The following is a 15,011-nucleotide window of genomic DNA, read 5'->3' on the forward strand; positions in this document are numbered from 1 at the left end:
CCTTAGCTCTCCGTGTCCTCGGAGCGCCCACCGCGGCGCCGGGGCGTGGCCTTGCGCGTACGGGCGGGCGAGGCGGCCGACTTGGCGGCGGCGGTCTTGGTGGTTTTGCTCGCGGCCGACTTGGTGGCGGCGGCTTTGGCGGTCTTGGCGGCAGCGGTCTTGGCGGCGGCTGTCTTCGCGGCGGCGGGACGCTTCTTGGCGGGCTGCGCGGAGGCCGCCGTCTCGTTCTCCGCCGTCGCCTCCGCCCGGGCGGGCTCCTCGGACCGCTCCGGCTCCTCCCCCGGCAGAGTGGGTGGTTCCGGCGCTCCCGGCGCGCCGAAGGGCAGCACCCGCACCGTGGGCCGTTCCACCGGCTTCGCCGGGACCGGCTGCTCGCGCCCCTCGATCAGGACCAACGAGCCCTGGTAGCAGACCGACAGCACATACGGGGTCTGGTAGAGCATCCCCCAGAGCTTGGAGGTCTCGTCCACGTCCATCTGCGTCGGTGTGAAGCGCACCCGCTGCACCGACTCGGCCAGGTCGCTGCCCGCCAGATACGGGCGCCGGGCGGCCTCCTCGATCACGTCCTTCGGCAGCATCGGTATCTCGTGCAGGGTGCGCACCACGCTGCCGATCAGGCGCTGCCCGACCAGCTCGGATTCCTCCCCGTACGCGCTGATCAGGTAGTGCAGATCCATCGCCGCGGCCGGTCGCTTGAGCAGCGTGCCGTCCGAGGCCCGGGTGGGCAGGTCGGTGGCGCGCATGGAGGCGTTCGGGGTGACCTGGTAGAGGAAGATGTTGATGGTCGGTTCGGTGGGCGGCTCCGTCGGGGGCCTGCGGGTGTCCACCGTGACCGCGATGTCGATCTCGGGCCGCAGATTGTTCGCGATCAGCAGCGCGAGGGCCTGGGTGACGGTCGCGAACGCGAGTCCGTTGCTCATGGTGTCAGTCCCTCCTCTCGCCGCGTGCCAGGTAGTCGTCCAGGCTCAGCGAGGGTGCGCGCCGTCCCGCTGGTCCTGGGCGGGCGGCAGCGGCGCGGTCGGCGCCGGGCGGGGCGGTGGCGGTGACCTCCAGCCGCCCGATCTGGACATGCACCGTGCGCTGGGCGGTTCGGCCGCGGCGCCGCCCGGCGGGGAGCCGCGCGGCATCCCGGCCCATGGCGGCGTCGGCCGCGCGGGGCGGCAGTGGCGCGGCGGCCACCGCGGGCCACACGCCGCCGGACGGCGGGCCGGGCCGGGGCCCGGCGGCGGCCGGTGCGGCGTCGGGTGCCGGGGACGCCGTGTCGCCCCGCCGGGTGGCCGGGGTGTCGGGGGCGGCCGGTTGCGGCCTGACGGTGATCTGGGTGCTGGGGAGCAACAGCGGTGCCGGGGACGGGAGTTCGGCGTACCGCTCCACGTCTTCGTACGGAGTGGGCTCGGCGCGGACGACGGTGTGCCGGTCGGTCCTGACCTCGCGCTCGTGCCGGATCACCTCCTGGTGGCGGTCGGCCGCGGGTGGCGGGGCCAACCGAGCGGGTGCGGGCTCCTCCGGCAGCGGCTGTTCTCCCCCCAGCGCCTCGATCCGCTCGTAGGGGCCGGGCAGCCGCGGCCGGGCCCGGACCGGGCGGTCGCCGGCACCGCCGCCCGCCGCCGGCCCGGGCGCGGGCACGGGGGCATGCCGCGCGAGCAGCCGGTCGAAGAAGTCAGCCATCTGCGCACAGCTCCAGGTAGTAACGGCGCCGCAGCGGGCTGAGCGCCAGGATCTGAGGCTCGGTCCAGCCGTATGCGGTGGCCAGCAGGTGGACATCGAGGAGCAGGTCCCGTGCCCAGTGGTCGAGTTCGGCCCACAGGTAGGAGGCGATATCCAGCTCGGCCCGGGTGGCCTCACCGCATTCGGGGCAGGCGGCGTTGAGTGTCACATCGGCCGCCGGGTCGGCGTGTTCGGCGGCCTCGGCGAGCTTCCGTTGCACCGGCTCGGGCAGTGCGGCCACCGGGAGGCGGTCGGCCGGGACGGGCTGTCCCGCACGGTGTACGGAGACAAGGCAACGGGCGAGCAGGGCCCGCCGGGCGCGGGCCGCGGCCGTGGACGCCTCGGCGGCGTCGCCACCGTCCGCGCCCACGGGCCCGCCCCCGTCCATGTCCTCACCCGGGAGTCCGTCCCCGGGCCCGCCCCAGTCGCCCACCGCACGACCGCCCGCTCCGGCCACCGCATGCGCGGCCGCTTCGAGGTCGGCGACGGTGGGCAGCCGGAACTCGACCGTCCACTCGCCCTCCTCCACCCGGAGCGGCCCGTCCCGCTCCCGCGGGCGCACCCCCAGGTCGCGGGCGTCGAGGTCGAACTCCATGGCCTCGCCGCACGCACCGCATTCGGCCCGGATCTGCATCCGCTCGCCGAACAGCGCGCGCCGCAGGGCGTACAGGTCCGCCTCGCGCTCGCCCACCGGCAGCGACCGCAGTTCGTCCGCGGCGGACTCCGGGCGGGCCGCCCGGTGCAGCAGCAGGGCGCGGCCGGGGCCGTGGTGCGCCAGCCCCGCCTCCCAGATGGCCAGCAGCTCCGCGGGCCCCGTGTTCCCCATCTCTCAGGCCGTCCGCTTCCCGCCTACGCGGGGTGGGTGAACGAGGGCTCTTCCGGCTCCGGCACCTCGTAGTCCCGCTCCCAGCCCTCGCACTCCAGCTTCAGGCTCTGGATCGCGACCGCGTTGGCGTTGGCGTCCAGCTCGCCGAGCACCTGGTACTCGCTCGGCCAGGTCCGGTAGAGCTTGTGCGAGACGGCGACCTGGCCCGCCTCGTTGAGGACCTGGATGACGATGTCCTTGCGGAAGTCGGCGAGCGAGACCTCGGCGCCGAGCCCCGCGCCGACCTGCCAGACCTTGTTGGCCCAGCGGTCGAACTCGGGGTCGTGGGTGACGCCGCGCTCCAGGGTGATCCCCTCGAACTCGGACCGGCCCGGGGACTTGCGGGGCGAGCTGGGGTCGCCGCCGTTGCGGTGCTTGACGACCTCGGTGGTGCGCTTCAGCGGACTGATTTTGCTGATGCCCGCGACCGTACGACCGTCCCAGAGGACCAGAAACTTAAAGTTCTTGTACGGGTCGAAGCGATGGGCGTTGACCTGGAACTCAGCCATCACATTCCTAAATCTCGAACTGTCCGGCCATCTGCTGGATCTTGACGATCACGAACTCCGCGGGCTTGACCGGCGCAATACCGACCACGACATTCACGATGCCGTTGGCGATGTCCTCGTCCGTCGTCGTGTCCTTGTCGCACTTGACGAAGTACGCCTGACGCGGAGTGCCGCCCTTGAACGCGCCCTTCTCGAACAGCGTGTGCAGATAGCCGGAGGCGTTCAGCCGGATCTGCTGCCACAACTGCTCGGTATTGGGTTCGAAAACGACCCATTGCAGTCCGCGGCGCAGGCTCTCCTCGATATGCAGCGCCAGCCGCCGTACCGGGACGTACTTCCATTCGCTGTCGAGCGCGTCGGCGCCCCGCAGCGTACGGGCGCCCCAGACCAGCGGGCCCACCACCGGGAAGGTGCGCAGGCAGTTGATGCCCAGCGGGTTGAGCAGTCCGTTCTCGCGGTCGGTGAGCTGGACGCCGAGCGAGTACACCCCGGCCAGCCGCGCCTCGGTCCCGGCCGGTGCCTTCCACACGCCGCGCTCGCCATCCGTGCGGGCGATGACGCCCGCGAGTGCCCCGGAGGGCGGGAAAGCGCGCAGCCGCCCGGTGAGCGGGTCGGTGAGCCGCAACTGCGGGAAGTACAGCGCGGCGTGGTCGCTGCGGACCGGCTCGAAGGCGCCGATCCCGGCGCGAGCCGCGTCCACGCTGCCCCAGGCGGAGGGCGCGTCGACGAGCAGGAAGATCCGCCGCTCCCGGCACAGCCGGTCGGCCGCCGACAGCACGGTGACCATGTCGCCGACGGACTCGTACCCGGCGAGCTCGGGCAGCGACAGCAGGTTGACGTCCTCGATGTCGCGCAGCGCCTGCAGGCCGGTCTTGTCCGCCTCGCTGCCGATGAGGTCGCGGGGGCCGGGCGGGGCGCCGTCCTCGCCGCCGGACAGCGGGAAGACGGGCGGGTTGACCGATGCCTCCAGGCCGAGGTCATTGGCACATTCGCCCAGGAAGCGCACCACGTCGTCGGGGTCGATGGAGCCGGCGACGACCTGGAGGCGGCGGCCGAAGGCGGTGACCTCGGTGCCCGCGAAGGCGTGCTTACCGGGCGCGTCGGGAAGGGCGCGCAGCTTGCGCTCCAGGAGCAGGGCCAGCTCGGTGACGTCGCACGGAGCCTCGCCGTCGCAGTCCGGGTCGTACAGGGTGAACGACCGCTCCACCTCGCCGATCTTGACCGTCAGCTCGACGGCCAGATCGGGGAGTTCGCCCGCGAACGGCTTGGAGACCGTGCCGGACGGGTCCGGCCGGCCCTCGCCGACGGCCTTGACCCGGATCAGCGCCGACCCGGCGTTGATCACGGTCTCGGCGTGGCGGCCGTGGGCGGGGTCCATGGACAGGTTGGCGAAGGACTCCCGGGAGGTGCCCCGGGCGTCGAGCACATGGAGGTTGAAGGTCTCCTCCGGGCACGGCGTGTCGTAGTCGACGGCCAGCCGCAGGCCCGAGCCCCAGTGGCCGGGCTCCTTGGCGTGCACCTCCAGCACCGGGCATTCGCTGTGGCCCTCGGTGGAGTCGAGGGTGACACAGGCGGCCTTGCCGGTGCCGGCCTTGGTCACGCGGACGACGACCGCCACGGTGCCGCCGTTGCCGAAGAACTGGTGCACCGCGTAGCCGACCGCGCTCTGCGAGGTCAGCCCCCCGAAACGGCGCTCGAAGTCGGCGAAACTGGTGATGCGCACCGGGGTGTTCAGCGGGCCCCGCCGGGTGTGGCCCACGAACGCGGTCACCGAGGTGGTGACCGAGACGATGGTACGGACGCTGCTCGGAAGCTCTTCGATGTAGACACCGGGATAGCCCGCGGGCGTCGGCATTCCCCCTCCATTCTCTTCGCGCATCAAGAGATGAGGAGGGGAAGTGAAGGTCACGCGCACGGATTTTCCGCCGTGCGCACACTATCTCCTTACACTTCCCCCGGTCGCACGCCCCCGCGAAACCGGTATCGCAGGATTCGGAACGTCGCTTGCGGCTCCTGATGCGTGAGTGCGCTTTGAGTCTCCGCGCCCGGCATGATTCCGGTCAAGGCATTGATCCGGTCATCTCTTTCACGGCGAATTACTAGATCGTTTTGTGGTCTCCACAAAGTTGACCAAGCTATTACCGTGCGCGAACGCTCCCGGCAATTCGTGATCACAAAATTCCGGCCGGAGCGCTCGGACGACGAGAACGAGCCGAAAAGGTGAACGGTGCGGCGCGCCGTTTTGCGGTCCCACCCTCCGGGCGTTATCACACCCGCGCCCGCGGGCCGTACGCCTGGTGACCAGGGCGTCAGCCGTGCGCGAGGCCCTCAGTCCTGGGCAAGTTCCTCAGTCGCGTACGAGGCCCTCAGCCGTGGGCAAGGTCTTCAGTCGCGGGCGAGGGGCGACGGCGCGAGGACCGCGCGCCCGTCCAGCCAGGCCGGTCGGCTGAGCATTCGCCGCGACGCCCGAGGGGCAGCAGGGTGACGGGAAAGCCGTCGGTTCCTTGAAGTGCTCTCCCGGTTGAAGCCGGGAGATTCCTGCTTACCTTGCGGCAGCGGGCTTGACGCGCTTCGCGCGCCTGACGACTGCCCTCCCGGCAGCCGGGATGAGCGCGCGGCCCATCCGGTACAGGTGCAAGACGTTGCGGGCTGCGTTGTAGTCGGCGTTGCCTGACCAGCCGCAGTCCGGGTTCTTGCAGACGAACACGGCCTGGGACTCCCGGCTGCCGGGCGTGGTGTGGCCGCAGGCGGAGCAGCGCCGGGAGGTGCCGGGGGCGGGGACCTTGACCAGGGTGCCGCCGTGCTGGGCGGTCTTGTACGCCAGCATGGCGACCGTGCGGCCCCATGCTTCCCCGCTGATGGAGCGGTTCAGCCCAGATTTCTGGGCAACGTTCTTCCCCGGCTCTTCGACCGTTCCCTTGGCGGACTTGATCATGTTCGTGATGGTGAGTGCTTCGACCACGACCGTGCCGTATGTGCGGGCAATGGCGGTGGTCGTCTGATGCTGCCAGTCCAAGGCCCTACGCTTGGCTTTCGCGCGGAGTCCTGCGATCTGGCCGTAGGTGTGGTGCAGTCGGCGGCTGGTTGGCTCGCCGGGCTTGCGGCACTGCTTACGCCGCGCGGCGCGCTGCTCCAAGTGCAGGAGCCTGCCCTTCTCGTTGCCGGTCAGCCACTCGCTGTGCTCGTACCTCTCACCGTCTGAGAGGGCGATGGGCACACTGACGCCCACGTCGATGCCGATGTCCGGCCCTTGGTGGGGCTCGGGCTTGCCCTGAAGGGTCTGGACGCGGAAGGCGATGTGCCAGCCGAGGGCGTCCTTGATCAGCCGGGCCCCGGTGATCCGCTTCTCCGCGCCTGCGTGCTTGCCCACGGGCAGGTCCTTGGTCCACCGGAATCGGACCCGGCCCACCTTGGGAATGTTGGCCATGCCCCAGCGGCGGTGCACGCGGACGATGTTCAGGTCCCGGCCCTGCGGGATGTCCACGGACATCACCGTGCGGAACCGGCCCTTGAAGTTGGGGGCGCCGGCGCGGCCGTCCCAGCAGTTCTTCCACGCCTGGAAGTACGTCTTGAGTACCGCTTGCGCGGCCTGCGCGGGCAGAACGGCGAGAAAGCCGATGTCCTCGCGAGCCTGCCGGATCGCGGCGTCCGCGTTGGCGAGAGTCCGTTTTTCCTTCGGCATCATCTGCCACCAGGCATGTAGCAGGTTCCACATGGTGCGGGCCGCGTGCGCCTGGCCATCGGTCTCCAACACCCCGGCAGATGACAGCGCAAGCCGGGCACGGTGCACGAACTGCCGCTTGACCAGGGTGCCTTGACTCACAATCGAGAACCTAGCATTGGTTTATGTCACCGCGTTGGAACCCTCATCCCGATGTCAGAACCGGTCGCCATGTTGTCTACAACCTGCACGTTCACTTGGTTTTCGTCACTAAGTACAGGCGGAAGGCGTTCAGCGACGCCATGCTGACCCGCACCGAAGAGATCATGCGGGAGGTCTGCGCCGACTTCGAAGCCGAGCTGAAACAGTTCAACGGAGAACAGGACCATGTGCACCTGCTCGTGCACTACCCGCCGAAGGTGCAGCTTTCCAAGCTGGTCAACTCCCTCAAGGGCGTCAGCTCCCGGCGGCTCCGCCAGGAGTACGACAGCCATGTCCGCCGGTACCTGTGGGGCGGACACTTCTGGTCCGGTTCCTACTTCGCCGGATCGTGCGGCGGGGCACCCCTGACCGTTGTCAAGCAGTACATCGAGGACCAGCAGCGCCCCGTCTGACCGTCACCACGCAGGCACAGAGCCCTCCGGCGCTCCGCGCCTACGGCCCAAGGATGGCCTTCACCCCCGCCCTGAAGGGCGGAGCACTGGCCAAGATCAGAGGTAGAACGCGTGGCCCACACCCTGAACGAAGACGCCCCCGCCGAACGGCACTCCGCCCGGCCCGCCGAGTGATCATTTTCGGACTTCCGCCGCCAACGCACGGAGATGGCCATCTCAAGGAGGCGCACACCCTTATCCTTCTACATGCGTGTAGAAGCACAGAGGGCGGACGCACGGTGAACGTGCCATGGGCCGCGAACGATCCGCGGCCCATGGCACGTTGTCGCGCGACCGCCGCCCTCCCCCGCACGCGCCCGTAACCCCCCACGCTCACGCGTGCAGTAGGCAAAGCGAAGGAGTGAACGCCACGATGGTGTTCAAACGACTGCTCGGCTCGCTCGGTGTCGGCGGACCCACCGTGGACACGGTGCTGGACCCCGGCCCGGTACGCCCCGGCGGGCCGCTGACCGGCCAGGTCCATCTCCGTGGCGGCACGGCGGACTTCGAGATCGAGCAGATCACGCTGGAGCTGGTGGCCCGGGTGGAGGACGAGCACGGCGAGGAGGAGCGGGAAGGCGTCGCCCTCTTCGACCGCTTCACCGTCGGCGGCGGCTTCCGGCTCGCCGAGGGCGAGCAGCGCAGCCTCCCGTTCACGGCCCACCTCCCGTGGGAGACGCCGATCACCGAGCTGTACGGGCAGCCGCTGGGCATCATCCTCGGGGTCCGCACCGGGCTGGAAATCGCGGGCGCGAAGGACAAGGGCGACCTCGACCAGCTGACCGTGGATCCGCTGCCGGTCCAGGAGGCCGTTCTGGAGGCGCTGGGACAGCTCGGCTTCGGCTTCAAGTCCGCCGATCTGGAGCTGGGCCATGTGGGCGGCACCGGGCAGCGGCTGCCGTTCTACCAGGAGATCGAGCTCACCCCGGCCCCCCAGTACGCCCACGCCATCAACGAGCTCGAGGTGACCTTCCTGGCGAGCCCGGGCGGCATGGACGTCGTCCTGGAGGCCGACAAGCGCGGCGGGCTCTTCTCCTCGGGGGACGACGCCCTCACGCTCTTCACCGTCGGCCATGACGGCGTCGAGCGCCGCGACTGGAACACCGAGGTCGACGCCTGGATCCACCACCTCGTCGAGCGGCGCGCCGCCCATGGCTCGTACGGCTCCTACGACTCCTATGGCCACGGCGAGTACGGCGCGCCCGGCCACGGCCACCACGACGGTCACGGCCATGCGGACCACCACCATGACGGCGGGCGGCGCTCCGGCCCGAGCACCGCGGCGATCGTCGGTGGCGTCGCGGCGGGTGTTGCGGTCGGCGTCGTCGGCGGAATGGTGGCCGCGGAGGTCGTCGACGAGATCGGCGACGCCTTCGAGGACGAGGAGGACGAGGGCTGACCGCCTCGCCCGGCCCGGGGTGGTCCCCGGGCCGGGGAACTCCCGTCCCTTTCCCGGCGTTTGGGCCTCCCCGGCGCGGTCGCGGCCCAACTGCCGTGGTCCTATGGGGCCACGTCGCCGGCCGGCGACCGGACCTGCCGCCGAGGAGGACGAACCACCATGACCGCCGACAGCCGCCCGGAGCCGCCCCACCTCGGCGACGAACGCGCAACCCTGCGCGCCTTCCTCGACTACCAGCGGGCGACGCTCGCCATGAAGTGCGAGGGGCTCACCGACGAGGAGTTGCGGCAGCGCTCGATGCCGCCCTCGACGCTGACGCTGCTGGGCCTGGTGCGGCACATGGCCGAGGTCGAACGGGCCTGGTTCCGGCGGGTGTTCGAGGACCACGACGCGCCGATGGTCTGGTCTCCGACGATCGACTTCCAGGCGGCGTACGACGCGAGCGACTCGACCAGGGCCGAGGCGTTCGCGGCCTGGGAGGCGGAGATCGAGACCTCCCGCCGGATCGAACGGGAGGCGGAATCGCTCGCCCTGGTGGGCTACCAGCCGCGGTGGGATGAGGAGGTGTCGCTGCGGATGGCGCTGGTGCATGTGCTGCTGGAGTACGGCCGCCACAACGGGCACGCGGACTTCCTGCGCGAGGGCGTGGACGGGGTCGTGGGGGCCTGAGCCCCTCGCTCGAGACGGCGAAGGAGGAACGCGCGCCCCAGGTGGCCGGTTGCCGGGGGGAAGGCGGTCCATCGGCCCCTGGCTCATCCCGCCGTTCCGGCCGCAAGGAACATGGGCACGGCGAGGAAGAGCCGGTCGGTGCGGGCGCGTTCACGCTGTTCGGCGCACCACGCCCCGGCCTGGTCCCCGGTGATCGCACCGGCCGCGCACGCCCTCTCGGCCAGGCCGGTGAGCAACGGCAGCGCCTCGGGCCCGGTGAGCACCGTGGTGTGCGCCTCCGCGGTGACCGCGCTCAGCCCGGCGTCCAGCAGCAGACCGCGCTGGCGGCGGGCGGCGCGGGGCGAGGGGATGAGGCTCGCGCGGGCGTGCACGATGGTGCGCGTCAGGGCCGCGTCGGCGGCGTCGAGGACCAGCGCCTCCCAGTCCTGTCCCACCAGCACCACCCGCCCGCCCGGTGCCAGCACCCGGCGGGCCTCGGCCAACGCGGCTGCGGGGTCGGGGAGTTCATGGAGCGCCTTGTCAGCCCGATAGCCGTGCACCGTGCCGTCGCCGAACGGCAACCGACCCACGTCCGCGACCCGGAAGTCGGCGCCGGGCCACCGCTCGCGGGCCACGGCGACCATCCGCACGTCGGCGTCCACACCCGTCACCCGCGCCCCGCGCTCGGCCAGTTCGGCGACGGCCCGCCCGGCGCCGCAGCCCACGTCGACCACCGGGGCGCCCGGCTCGGCCGCGAGGAGCTCGTAGGTCCTGGTGCGCAACCTCTCCGCCCCGGGGGACCGCTCGGCGCGGTCGAGCCGCGCGATGAGGCCGTCGGTGGCGTGTTCCCGTGTTTCCCGCTCGTCGTGCTTCTCCTTGGACATGACCGCGAGAATGCGACTTGATGTCGACATTAAGTCAAGCGGCGCCATGGCCATCGGTGAGGTCGCGGAGCGGTTCGGACTGGCCACCCATGTGCTGCGGCACTGGGAGACCGTGGGCCTGCTGCGCCCCGCGCGCGACAGCGCCGGGCGCCGCCGCTACGGCGAGGCCGACCTCGTCCGGGTGGCCGTCGTCCTGCGCGCCAAGGAAGCCGGGCTCGGCCTGGACACCATCCGCGCCCTGACCGCGGCCACCGGGCCGGCCGCCCGCCGCGACATCCTGCGGCACGAGGCCGAGACGCTGCGTTCCCGCATCGCCGCCGCGCGGGACTCGCTGGCGCTTGTCGAATGCGCCCTCGGCTGCGAGCACGACGACCTCACCCGGTGCCCGCACTACTGCCGGCAGGTGGTCCCGGAGAGCTGGGACCGCGCGGCCCCGGGAGCTGGTTGAGGCGGCCGGGGCTGGGCACTTTGTGGGGCGCGTGGCCTGATACGACCTTGCCGCATCCGGAACTCCCGGAACATCCGGAAGGACGATCATGAGCGAGCCCAGGACATCCCACCGCATGCTCGGCATCTACCTCAATGACCACCTGGCCGGAGCGACGGCCGGAGTGGAGCTGGCCCGCCGCACGGCCCGCGAGCACCGGCGGTCGCCCTTCGGCGGCGAGCTGGAGGACCTCGCCGTACAGATCATGGAGGACCGTGCGGCGCTGCTGTCCGTCATGGCCGACCTCGAGGTGCCCGTACGCCGTTACAAGATCTACGGGGGCTGGCTGGGCGAGAAGGCCGGGCGACTGAAGCCCAACGGCAATCTGCGGCGCCGTTCCGGGCTCAGTACGGTCGTCGAACTGGAGTCGCTGCGGATCGGGGTGGAGGGCAAGGCGCTGCTGTGGCAGTCGCTGCTGGCCGCGACCGGCCAGGACACCCGGCTGGACCCCGATCGGCTCACCGAGCTGCTGAACCGGGCCCGGCGGCAGGGCGCGGTGCTGGAGTCGCTGCACGACACCGCGGCCGGCACGTTGCTCACCCCCGATCGGGCGGAGTCGCGGGAGGCGGTGGTCGGGACATGACGCCTCCGCCGGACGGCGCCGCCGAGTTCCTCTTCGTCGGCAATGCCACGCTGCTCATCCGCTACGGCGCGCTGACGCTGCTCACCGACCCGAACTTCCTGCACCGGGGCCAGTACGCCTATCTGGGCAAGGGGCTGATGTCCCGGCGGCTGACCGAGCCCGCCCTGGCCGCCTCCGACATACCGTCCGACCTGGACGCCGTGGTGCTCTCGCATCTGCACGGCGACCATTGGGACCGGGTGGCGCGCCGGCGGCTGGACCGCTCACTGCCCATCATCACCACCCCGCACGCCTCCCGGCGGCTGCAGGGCGTCCATGGGTTCAGCCGGGCGACCGGACTGCCCACCTGGCACGATCAGGTCCTGGTGAAGGATCACAGCCAGGTGCGGGTCACCGCGCTGCCGGGCAGACACGCCCCCGGCCCGTGGCAGAAGCTGCTGCCACCGGTGATGGGAAGCCTGCTGGACTTCGGCGCGCCGGGGCATCCTCCTCGGCTGCGGGTGTACATCACCGGCGACACGCTGATGTTCCCGGGCATCCATGAGATCGCCCGGCGCTACCCGGAGGTGCATCTCGCGGTGGTCCACCTGGGCGGCACCCGGCTTCCGGGCGGGCTCATCGTGACCATGGACGCGCTCCAGGGGGCCGGTCTGGTCAAGGCCGTACGGCCAGAACGGGTACTGCCGGTGCACTACGACGACTACGCCGCCTTCAGCAGCCCGCTCTCCGCGTTCCTGGAGGAGAGCCGGCACCCGGACTTCCCGTCCACGGTGGTCCACTGCGGCCGCGGGGAGCGCGTCACGGTGAACGCGCAAGGGGTGCTCGCGGCACAGTGAAGGCCCGCGAGGGGTGCTTGCGACACCGTGAAAGTCGCGGTCAGTCGCGGTCAGTCGCCGTCAGTCGCGGTCAGACCGCGCTGGTGGGCGTCTGGTCGTCGCTGTGCAGCCGCCGCAGACGTTCCACCAACTGCGGGCGGTGCAGGTCCACGACGAGCGCCAGCAGATCCGGATGGCGCAGCAGCGGTGCGGCCCGGCAGTCATGCGCGTCGGGCGCCGTGAGCCGCCGGAACTCCCCGGGGGTCCCGGCGCCGTGCTCACAGTCATCGAGCGCCGCCACGGCCTGGGACGCCAGCGTGGAGCAGGTGAGCAGGGCCGCCGCCCAGCTCGCCACGACCTCGTCCACATAGGTGCGCCAGATGCCATCGGGGCCGTTGATCTCGTACGGCTCCGCATCAGCGAGCCAGTCCAGCCGGAAGGAACCGCCCGGTCCGGCCAAGGCCAACAGGCCGGCGTCGGTGGAGGTCGGGTAGCGCAGCCAGGCGGCCACCGTCACGGCCTGCCGCGCCTGGGCCTCGGCGAGCGCCGCGTTCGTCGCTCCGTCGGCCGCCGGATAGGCCCTGACTAGCCACCGCGTGGTCGCCGCTATGACGGATGCCAGGTCCAGGGACAAACGAAGCCGCTCCTCGTACGCGATCAGTGTCAGCACCGTACCCTCGGGACGGCGGTGTCTAACATGACGTAGATCACGTTGACGGGCTCCAACATGACACAGATCACGCCGTACGTCGGCGCGCCGAGCCCCTGCGACGCCGGCCGCGCACCGCATAGTGGCTGGTTGGCCGGGTACCCGGGGCCCATGAACGCCCCAGGCCCCGCCGTCGGCGTGGTCGTCGCCACCCGCGACCGCGCGGAGCGGCTCGCCACGACTCTGGAACACCTCACCGCCCTGCCGGAGCGGCCACCGGTCGTCGTCGTGGACAACGGCTCGGCGGACCGCACCCGGGCCATGATCGCCGAACGGTACCCCCACGTGCGGGTCCTCGCCCAGGGGGACGACCACGGGGCGCTCGCCCGCAACGACGGCGTACGCGCCATCGTGCTCGTCACCGACAGCGGACCGGGGACACGGGCGGCCGACCAGCGGGACACCGGCGGCGAAGCCGCCTACCTGGTGGCCAAGCGCCGCACGCCGTAGGCCGCGGCGCCCAAGGCCAGCACCGCCGCGCCGGAGACCACCGAGGAGACCGGCAGGGCGAAGGCCAGCAGCAGACAGCCGGCCAGGCCGAGCCCCGGCACGATCCGCGGTGGGCGGCCCTCGGCCGGGGTGAGGGTCCAGGCGGCGGCGTTGGCGACGGCGTAGTAGGCCAACACCCCGAACGAGGAGAACCCGATCGCACCGCGCAGATCCGCCGTCGCCGCCAGAACCGCCACCACCGCGCCCACGGCCAGCTCGGCGCGGTGCGGCACCGCGAACCGGGGGTGCACGGCGGCCAGCGCGGGCGGGAGGTGCCGGTCACGGGCCATGGCCAATGTGGTCCGGGAGACGCCCAGGATCAGCGCGAGCAGCGAGCCGAGCGCGGCCACCGCGGCGCCCACCCGCACCACCGGCGCCGGCCACGCGAGCCCGGCGGCGCGCACGGCCTCGGCCAGCGGGGCGCCCGCGGCGGCCAGCCCGCCGCTGCCCAGCACGGTCAGCGCGGCGATCGCGACCGCCGCGTAGACGGCCAGGGTGATGCCGAGCGCGAGCGGGATGGCACGGGGAATGGTGCGTGCCGGGTCGCGGACCTCCGCGCCGAGGGTGGCGATACGGGCGTATCCGGCGAAGGCGAAGAACGGCAGGCCGCCCGCGCGCAGTACCCCGCCGAGGGTGGCGTCCCGGCCGATCTCCAGCCGTGCCGCGTCCGCCTCCCCGGAGGTGAGGAGGGCGACGACCACGGCGGCCAGGACCGCGAGCACGACGGCCACGACGGCCCGCGTCAGCCAGGCGGCCTTGTGCACCCCCACGTAGTTGACGGCCGTCAGCGCCACCACGGCCGCCACCGCCACCGCATGTGCCTGATCGGGCCAGACATAGGTGCCGACGGTCAGGGCCATCGCCGCGCAGGAGGCGGTCTTGCCGACCACGAACCCCCAGCCGGCCAGATACCCCCAGAAGTCGCCCAGCCGCTCACGGCCGTAGACATAGGTGCCGCCCGAGCGCGGATAGCGGGCGGCCAGCCGCGCGGAGGAGGTGGCGTTGCAGTACGCCACCACTCCGGCGGCCACCAGGCCGAGCAGCAGCCCCGACCCCGCCTCCCGCGCCGCGGGCGCCAGCGCCCCGAAGATGCCCGCGCCGATCATCGACCCCAGGCCGACCACGACCGCGTCGAAGACCCCCAGGCGGCGCCGCAACTCCCCCGGCCCGGCCGGGGTGTTCGCCGTATCGCCCACCGCTCAGCCCCGGTCCGTGTCGAGATCGGTCTTCACCGGCGCAGGCAGATCGCGTGCGCCGAGCCGCAGATGCTCGATGTGGTAGACGGCCTCGTCGAGAAGCTGGGCGACGTGGTTGTCGTAGAGGCTGTAGACGATCCGGCGGCCCTGCCGTGAGCCGGTGACCAGCCCGAGGGCGCGCAGCAGCCGGAGTTGGTGGGAGACCGCGGACTGCTCCATGCCGACCGCCTCGGCCAGCTCGGTGACCGCGCAGGGGGCCTGGCGGAGGCGGGTGAGGATCATCAGCCTCGAGGGCGTGGCCAGGGCCTGGAGGGTGGCGGCGATGGTGGCGGCGGAGTCCGCGTCCAGATGCGCTGCCGGGGTGGTCTGACTGTCGGCTCCGTGTCCCATGGCGTCATCGTATCCA

General features: G+C 71.8%; 17 protein-coding genes. 7 read left to right on the forward strand and 10 right to left on the reverse strand.

Annotated features, from left to right (window positions below; genetic code table 11):
• Positions 1-2: 2 nt before the first annotated feature.
• The 6 genes from STRVI_RS25570 to STRVI_RS25595 all read right to left on the reverse strand — a co-directional run bounded on the left by STRVI_RS25570 (position 3) and on the right by STRVI_RS25595 (position 6,904).
• Positions 3-920, reverse strand: coding sequence for a DUF4255 domain-containing protein (locus STRVI_RS25570; protein WP_014058528.1), 918 nt, complete (start codon positions 918-920; stop codon positions 3-5).
• Positions 921-924: 4 nt separating this feature from the next.
• On the reverse strand, positions 925-1,668 hold the full coding sequence (locus STRVI_RS25575; protein ID WP_014058529.1) for a hypothetical protein: 744 nt from the start codon (positions 1,666-1,668) through the stop codon (positions 925-927).
• Positions 1,661-2,533, reverse strand: a complete 873-nt coding sequence (locus STRVI_RS25580; protein ID WP_014058530.1) for a hypothetical protein — start codon at positions 2,531-2,533, stop codon at positions 1,661-1,663. Before STRVI_RS25580 ends, STRVI_RS25575 begins: the two co-directional genes overlap by 8 nt.
• A gap of 23 nt (positions 2,534-2,556) precedes the next feature.
• A complete protein-coding gene (locus STRVI_RS25585) occupies positions 2,557-3,081 on the reverse strand; it encodes a phage tail protein (protein WP_014058531.1) in 525 nt (174 codons plus the stop codon).
• Positions 3,082-3,088: 7 nt separating this feature from the next.
• A complete protein-coding gene (locus STRVI_RS25590) occupies positions 3,089-4,936 on the reverse strand; it encodes a phage tail sheath family protein (RefSeq protein ID WP_014058532.1) in 1,848 nt (615 codons plus the stop codon).
• Between the two features lie 687 nt (positions 4,937-5,623).
• Positions 5,624-6,904: an RNA-guided endonuclease InsQ/TnpB family protein gene (locus STRVI_RS25595; RefSeq protein ID WP_014058533.1), complete on the reverse strand. Its 1,281-nt coding sequence runs from the start codon at positions 6,902-6,904 to the stop codon at positions 5,624-5,626.
• A gap of 23 nt (positions 6,905-6,927) precedes the next feature.
• On the opposite strand from STRVI_RS25595, the gene tnpA reads away from it, so the two are divergent.
• The 3 genes from tnpA to STRVI_RS25610 all read left to right on the forward strand — a co-directional run bounded on the left by tnpA (position 6,928) and on the right by STRVI_RS25610 (position 9,463).
• The gene (gene tnpA / locus STRVI_RS25600) at positions 6,928-7,356 is read left to right on the forward strand and encodes an IS200/IS605 family transposase (RefSeq protein ID WP_014058534.1); all 429 of its coding nucleotides are present in this window, start codon (positions 6,928-6,930) and stop codon (positions 7,354-7,356) included.
• Between the two features lie 412 nt (positions 7,357-7,768).
• Positions 7,769-8,794, forward strand: a complete 1,026-nt coding sequence (locus tag STRVI_RS25605; protein ID WP_014058535.1) for a sporulation protein — start codon at positions 7,769-7,771, stop codon at positions 8,792-8,794.
• 159 nt (positions 8,795-8,953) lie between these two features.
• The gene (locus tag STRVI_RS25610; protein WP_014058536.1) at positions 8,954-9,463 is read left to right on the forward strand and encodes a DinB family protein; all 510 of its coding nucleotides are present in this window, start codon (positions 8,954-8,956) and stop codon (positions 9,461-9,463) included.
• Between the two features lie 83 nt (positions 9,464-9,546).
• Here STRVI_RS25610 and STRVI_RS25615 read toward each other — a convergent pair whose 3' ends face one another.
• Entirely contained in the window at positions 9,547-10,326 is a 780-nt protein-coding gene (locus STRVI_RS25615) for a methyltransferase domain-containing protein (protein ID WP_014058537.1), read from the reverse strand.
• Between the two features lie 10 nt (positions 10,327-10,336).
• On the opposite strand from STRVI_RS25615, the gene STRVI_RS25620 reads away from it, so the two are divergent.
• The 3 genes from STRVI_RS25620 to STRVI_RS25630 all read left to right on the forward strand — a co-directional run bounded on the left by STRVI_RS25620 (position 10,337) and on the right by STRVI_RS25630 (position 12,232).
• Positions 10,337-10,774 (forward strand): MerR family transcriptional regulator, encoded by a 438-nt coding sequence (locus STRVI_RS25620; protein WP_251982737.1) that lies wholly within the window; start codon positions 10,337-10,339, stop codon positions 10,772-10,774.
• Between the two features lie 88 nt (positions 10,775-10,862).
• A complete protein-coding gene (locus STRVI_RS25625) occupies positions 10,863-11,396 on the forward strand; it encodes a hypothetical protein (protein WP_014058539.1) in 534 nt (177 codons plus the stop codon).
• Positions 11,393-12,232 (forward strand): MBL fold metallo-hydrolase, encoded by an 840-nt coding sequence (locus STRVI_RS25630; RefSeq protein WP_014058540.1) that lies wholly within the window; start codon positions 11,393-11,395, stop codon positions 12,230-12,232. Before STRVI_RS25625 ends, STRVI_RS25630 begins: the two co-directional genes overlap by 4 nt.
• Before the next feature lie 70 nt (positions 12,233-12,302).
• On the opposite strand, the gene STRVI_RS25635 is transcribed toward STRVI_RS25630, so the two are convergent.
• Positions 12,303-12,845 carry a hypothetical protein gene (locus tag STRVI_RS25635; RefSeq protein ID WP_043239774.1) on the reverse strand — a complete coding sequence of 181 codons (543 nt, stop codon included), beginning with the start codon at positions 12,843-12,845 and terminating at the stop codon, positions 12,303-12,305.
• 186 nt (positions 12,846-13,031) lie between these two features.
• Between STRVI_RS25635 and STRVI_RS25645 the strand changes: the two genes are divergently transcribed.
• Positions 13,032-13,370: a glycosyltransferase family 2 protein gene (locus tag STRVI_RS25645; RefSeq protein ID WP_078505393.1), complete on the forward strand. Its 339-nt coding sequence runs from the start codon at positions 13,032-13,034 to the stop codon at positions 13,368-13,370.
• On the opposite strand, the gene STRVI_RS25650 is transcribed toward STRVI_RS25645, so the two are convergent.
• Together STRVI_RS25650 and STRVI_RS25655 are read right to left on the reverse strand one after the other, a co-directional pair.
• Positions 13,340-14,605 (reverse strand): APC family permease, encoded by a 1,266-nt coding sequence (locus tag STRVI_RS25650; protein WP_014058543.1) that lies wholly within the window; start codon positions 14,603-14,605, stop codon positions 13,340-13,342. The genes STRVI_RS25645 and STRVI_RS25650 overlap by 31 nt on opposite strands.
• Positions 14,606-14,608: 3 nt before the next feature.
• Positions 14,609-14,995 carry an ArsR/SmtB family transcription factor gene (locus STRVI_RS25655; protein ID WP_014058544.1) on the reverse strand — a complete coding sequence of 129 codons (387 nt, stop codon included), beginning with the start codon at positions 14,993-14,995 and terminating at the stop codon, positions 14,609-14,611.
• Positions 14,996-15,011: the final 16 nt, after the last annotated feature.

The sequence above is a fragment of the Streptomyces violaceusniger Tu 4113 genome, from assembly GCF_000147815.2.
Taxonomy (GTDB): domain Bacteria; phylum Actinomycetota; class Actinomycetes; order Streptomycetales; family Streptomycetaceae; genus Streptomyces; species Streptomyces violaceusniger_A.

Excerpts from the sequence above, each read along its gene's own strand:
- STRVI_RS25655 (WP_014058544.1), bottom strand. The coding sequence starts at position 14,995 with ATGGGACACGGAGCCGACAGTCAGACCACCCCGGCAGCGCATCTGGAC.
- STRVI_RS25590 (WP_014058532.1), bottom strand. The coding sequence starts at position 4,936 with ATGCCGACGCCCGCGGGCTATCCCGGTGTCTACATCGAAGAGCTTCCG.
- STRVI_RS25645 (WP_078505393.1), top strand. The coding sequence starts at position 13,032 with ATGAACGCCCCAGGCCCCGCCGTCGGCGTGGTCGTCGCCACCCGCGAC.
- STRVI_RS25575 (WP_014058529.1), bottom strand. The coding sequence starts at position 1,668 with ATGGCTGACTTCTTCGACCGGCTGCTCGCGCGGCATGCCCCCGTGCCC.
- STRVI_RS25615 (WP_014058537.1), bottom strand. The coding sequence starts at position 10,326 with ATGTCCAAGGAGAAGCACGACGAGCGGGAAACACGGGAACACGCCACC.
- STRVI_RS25585 (WP_014058531.1), bottom strand. The coding sequence starts at position 3,081 with ATGGCTGAGTTCCAGGTCAACGCCCATCGCTTCGACCCGTACAAGAAC.
- STRVI_RS25630 (WP_014058540.1), top strand. The coding sequence starts at position 11,393 with ATGACGCCTCCGCCGGACGGCGCCGCCGAGTTCCTCTTCGTCGGCAAT.
- STRVI_RS25625 (WP_014058539.1), top strand. The coding sequence starts at position 10,863 with ATGAGCGAGCCCAGGACATCCCACCGCATGCTCGGCATCTACCTCAAT.
- STRVI_RS25610 (WP_014058536.1), top strand. The coding sequence starts at position 8,954 with ATGACCGCCGACAGCCGCCCGGAGCCGCCCCACCTCGGCGACGAACGC.
- STRVI_RS25620 (WP_251982737.1), top strand. The coding sequence starts at position 10,337 with ATGCGACTTGATGTCGACATTAAGTCAAGCGGCGCCATGGCCATCGGT.
- STRVI_RS25580 (WP_014058530.1), bottom strand. The coding sequence starts at position 2,533 with ATGGGGAACACGGGGCCCGCGGAGCTGCTGGCCATCTGGGAGGCGGGG.
- STRVI_RS25605 (WP_014058535.1), top strand. The coding sequence starts at position 7,769 with ATGGTGTTCAAACGACTGCTCGGCTCGCTCGGTGTCGGCGGACCCACC.
- tnpA (WP_014058534.1), top strand. The coding sequence starts at position 6,928 with ATGTCACCGCGTTGGAACCCTCATCCCGATGTCAGAACCGGTCGCCAT.
- STRVI_RS25570 (WP_014058528.1), bottom strand. The coding sequence starts at position 920 with ATGAGCAACGGACTCGCGTTCGCGACCGTCACCCAGGCCCTCGCGCTG.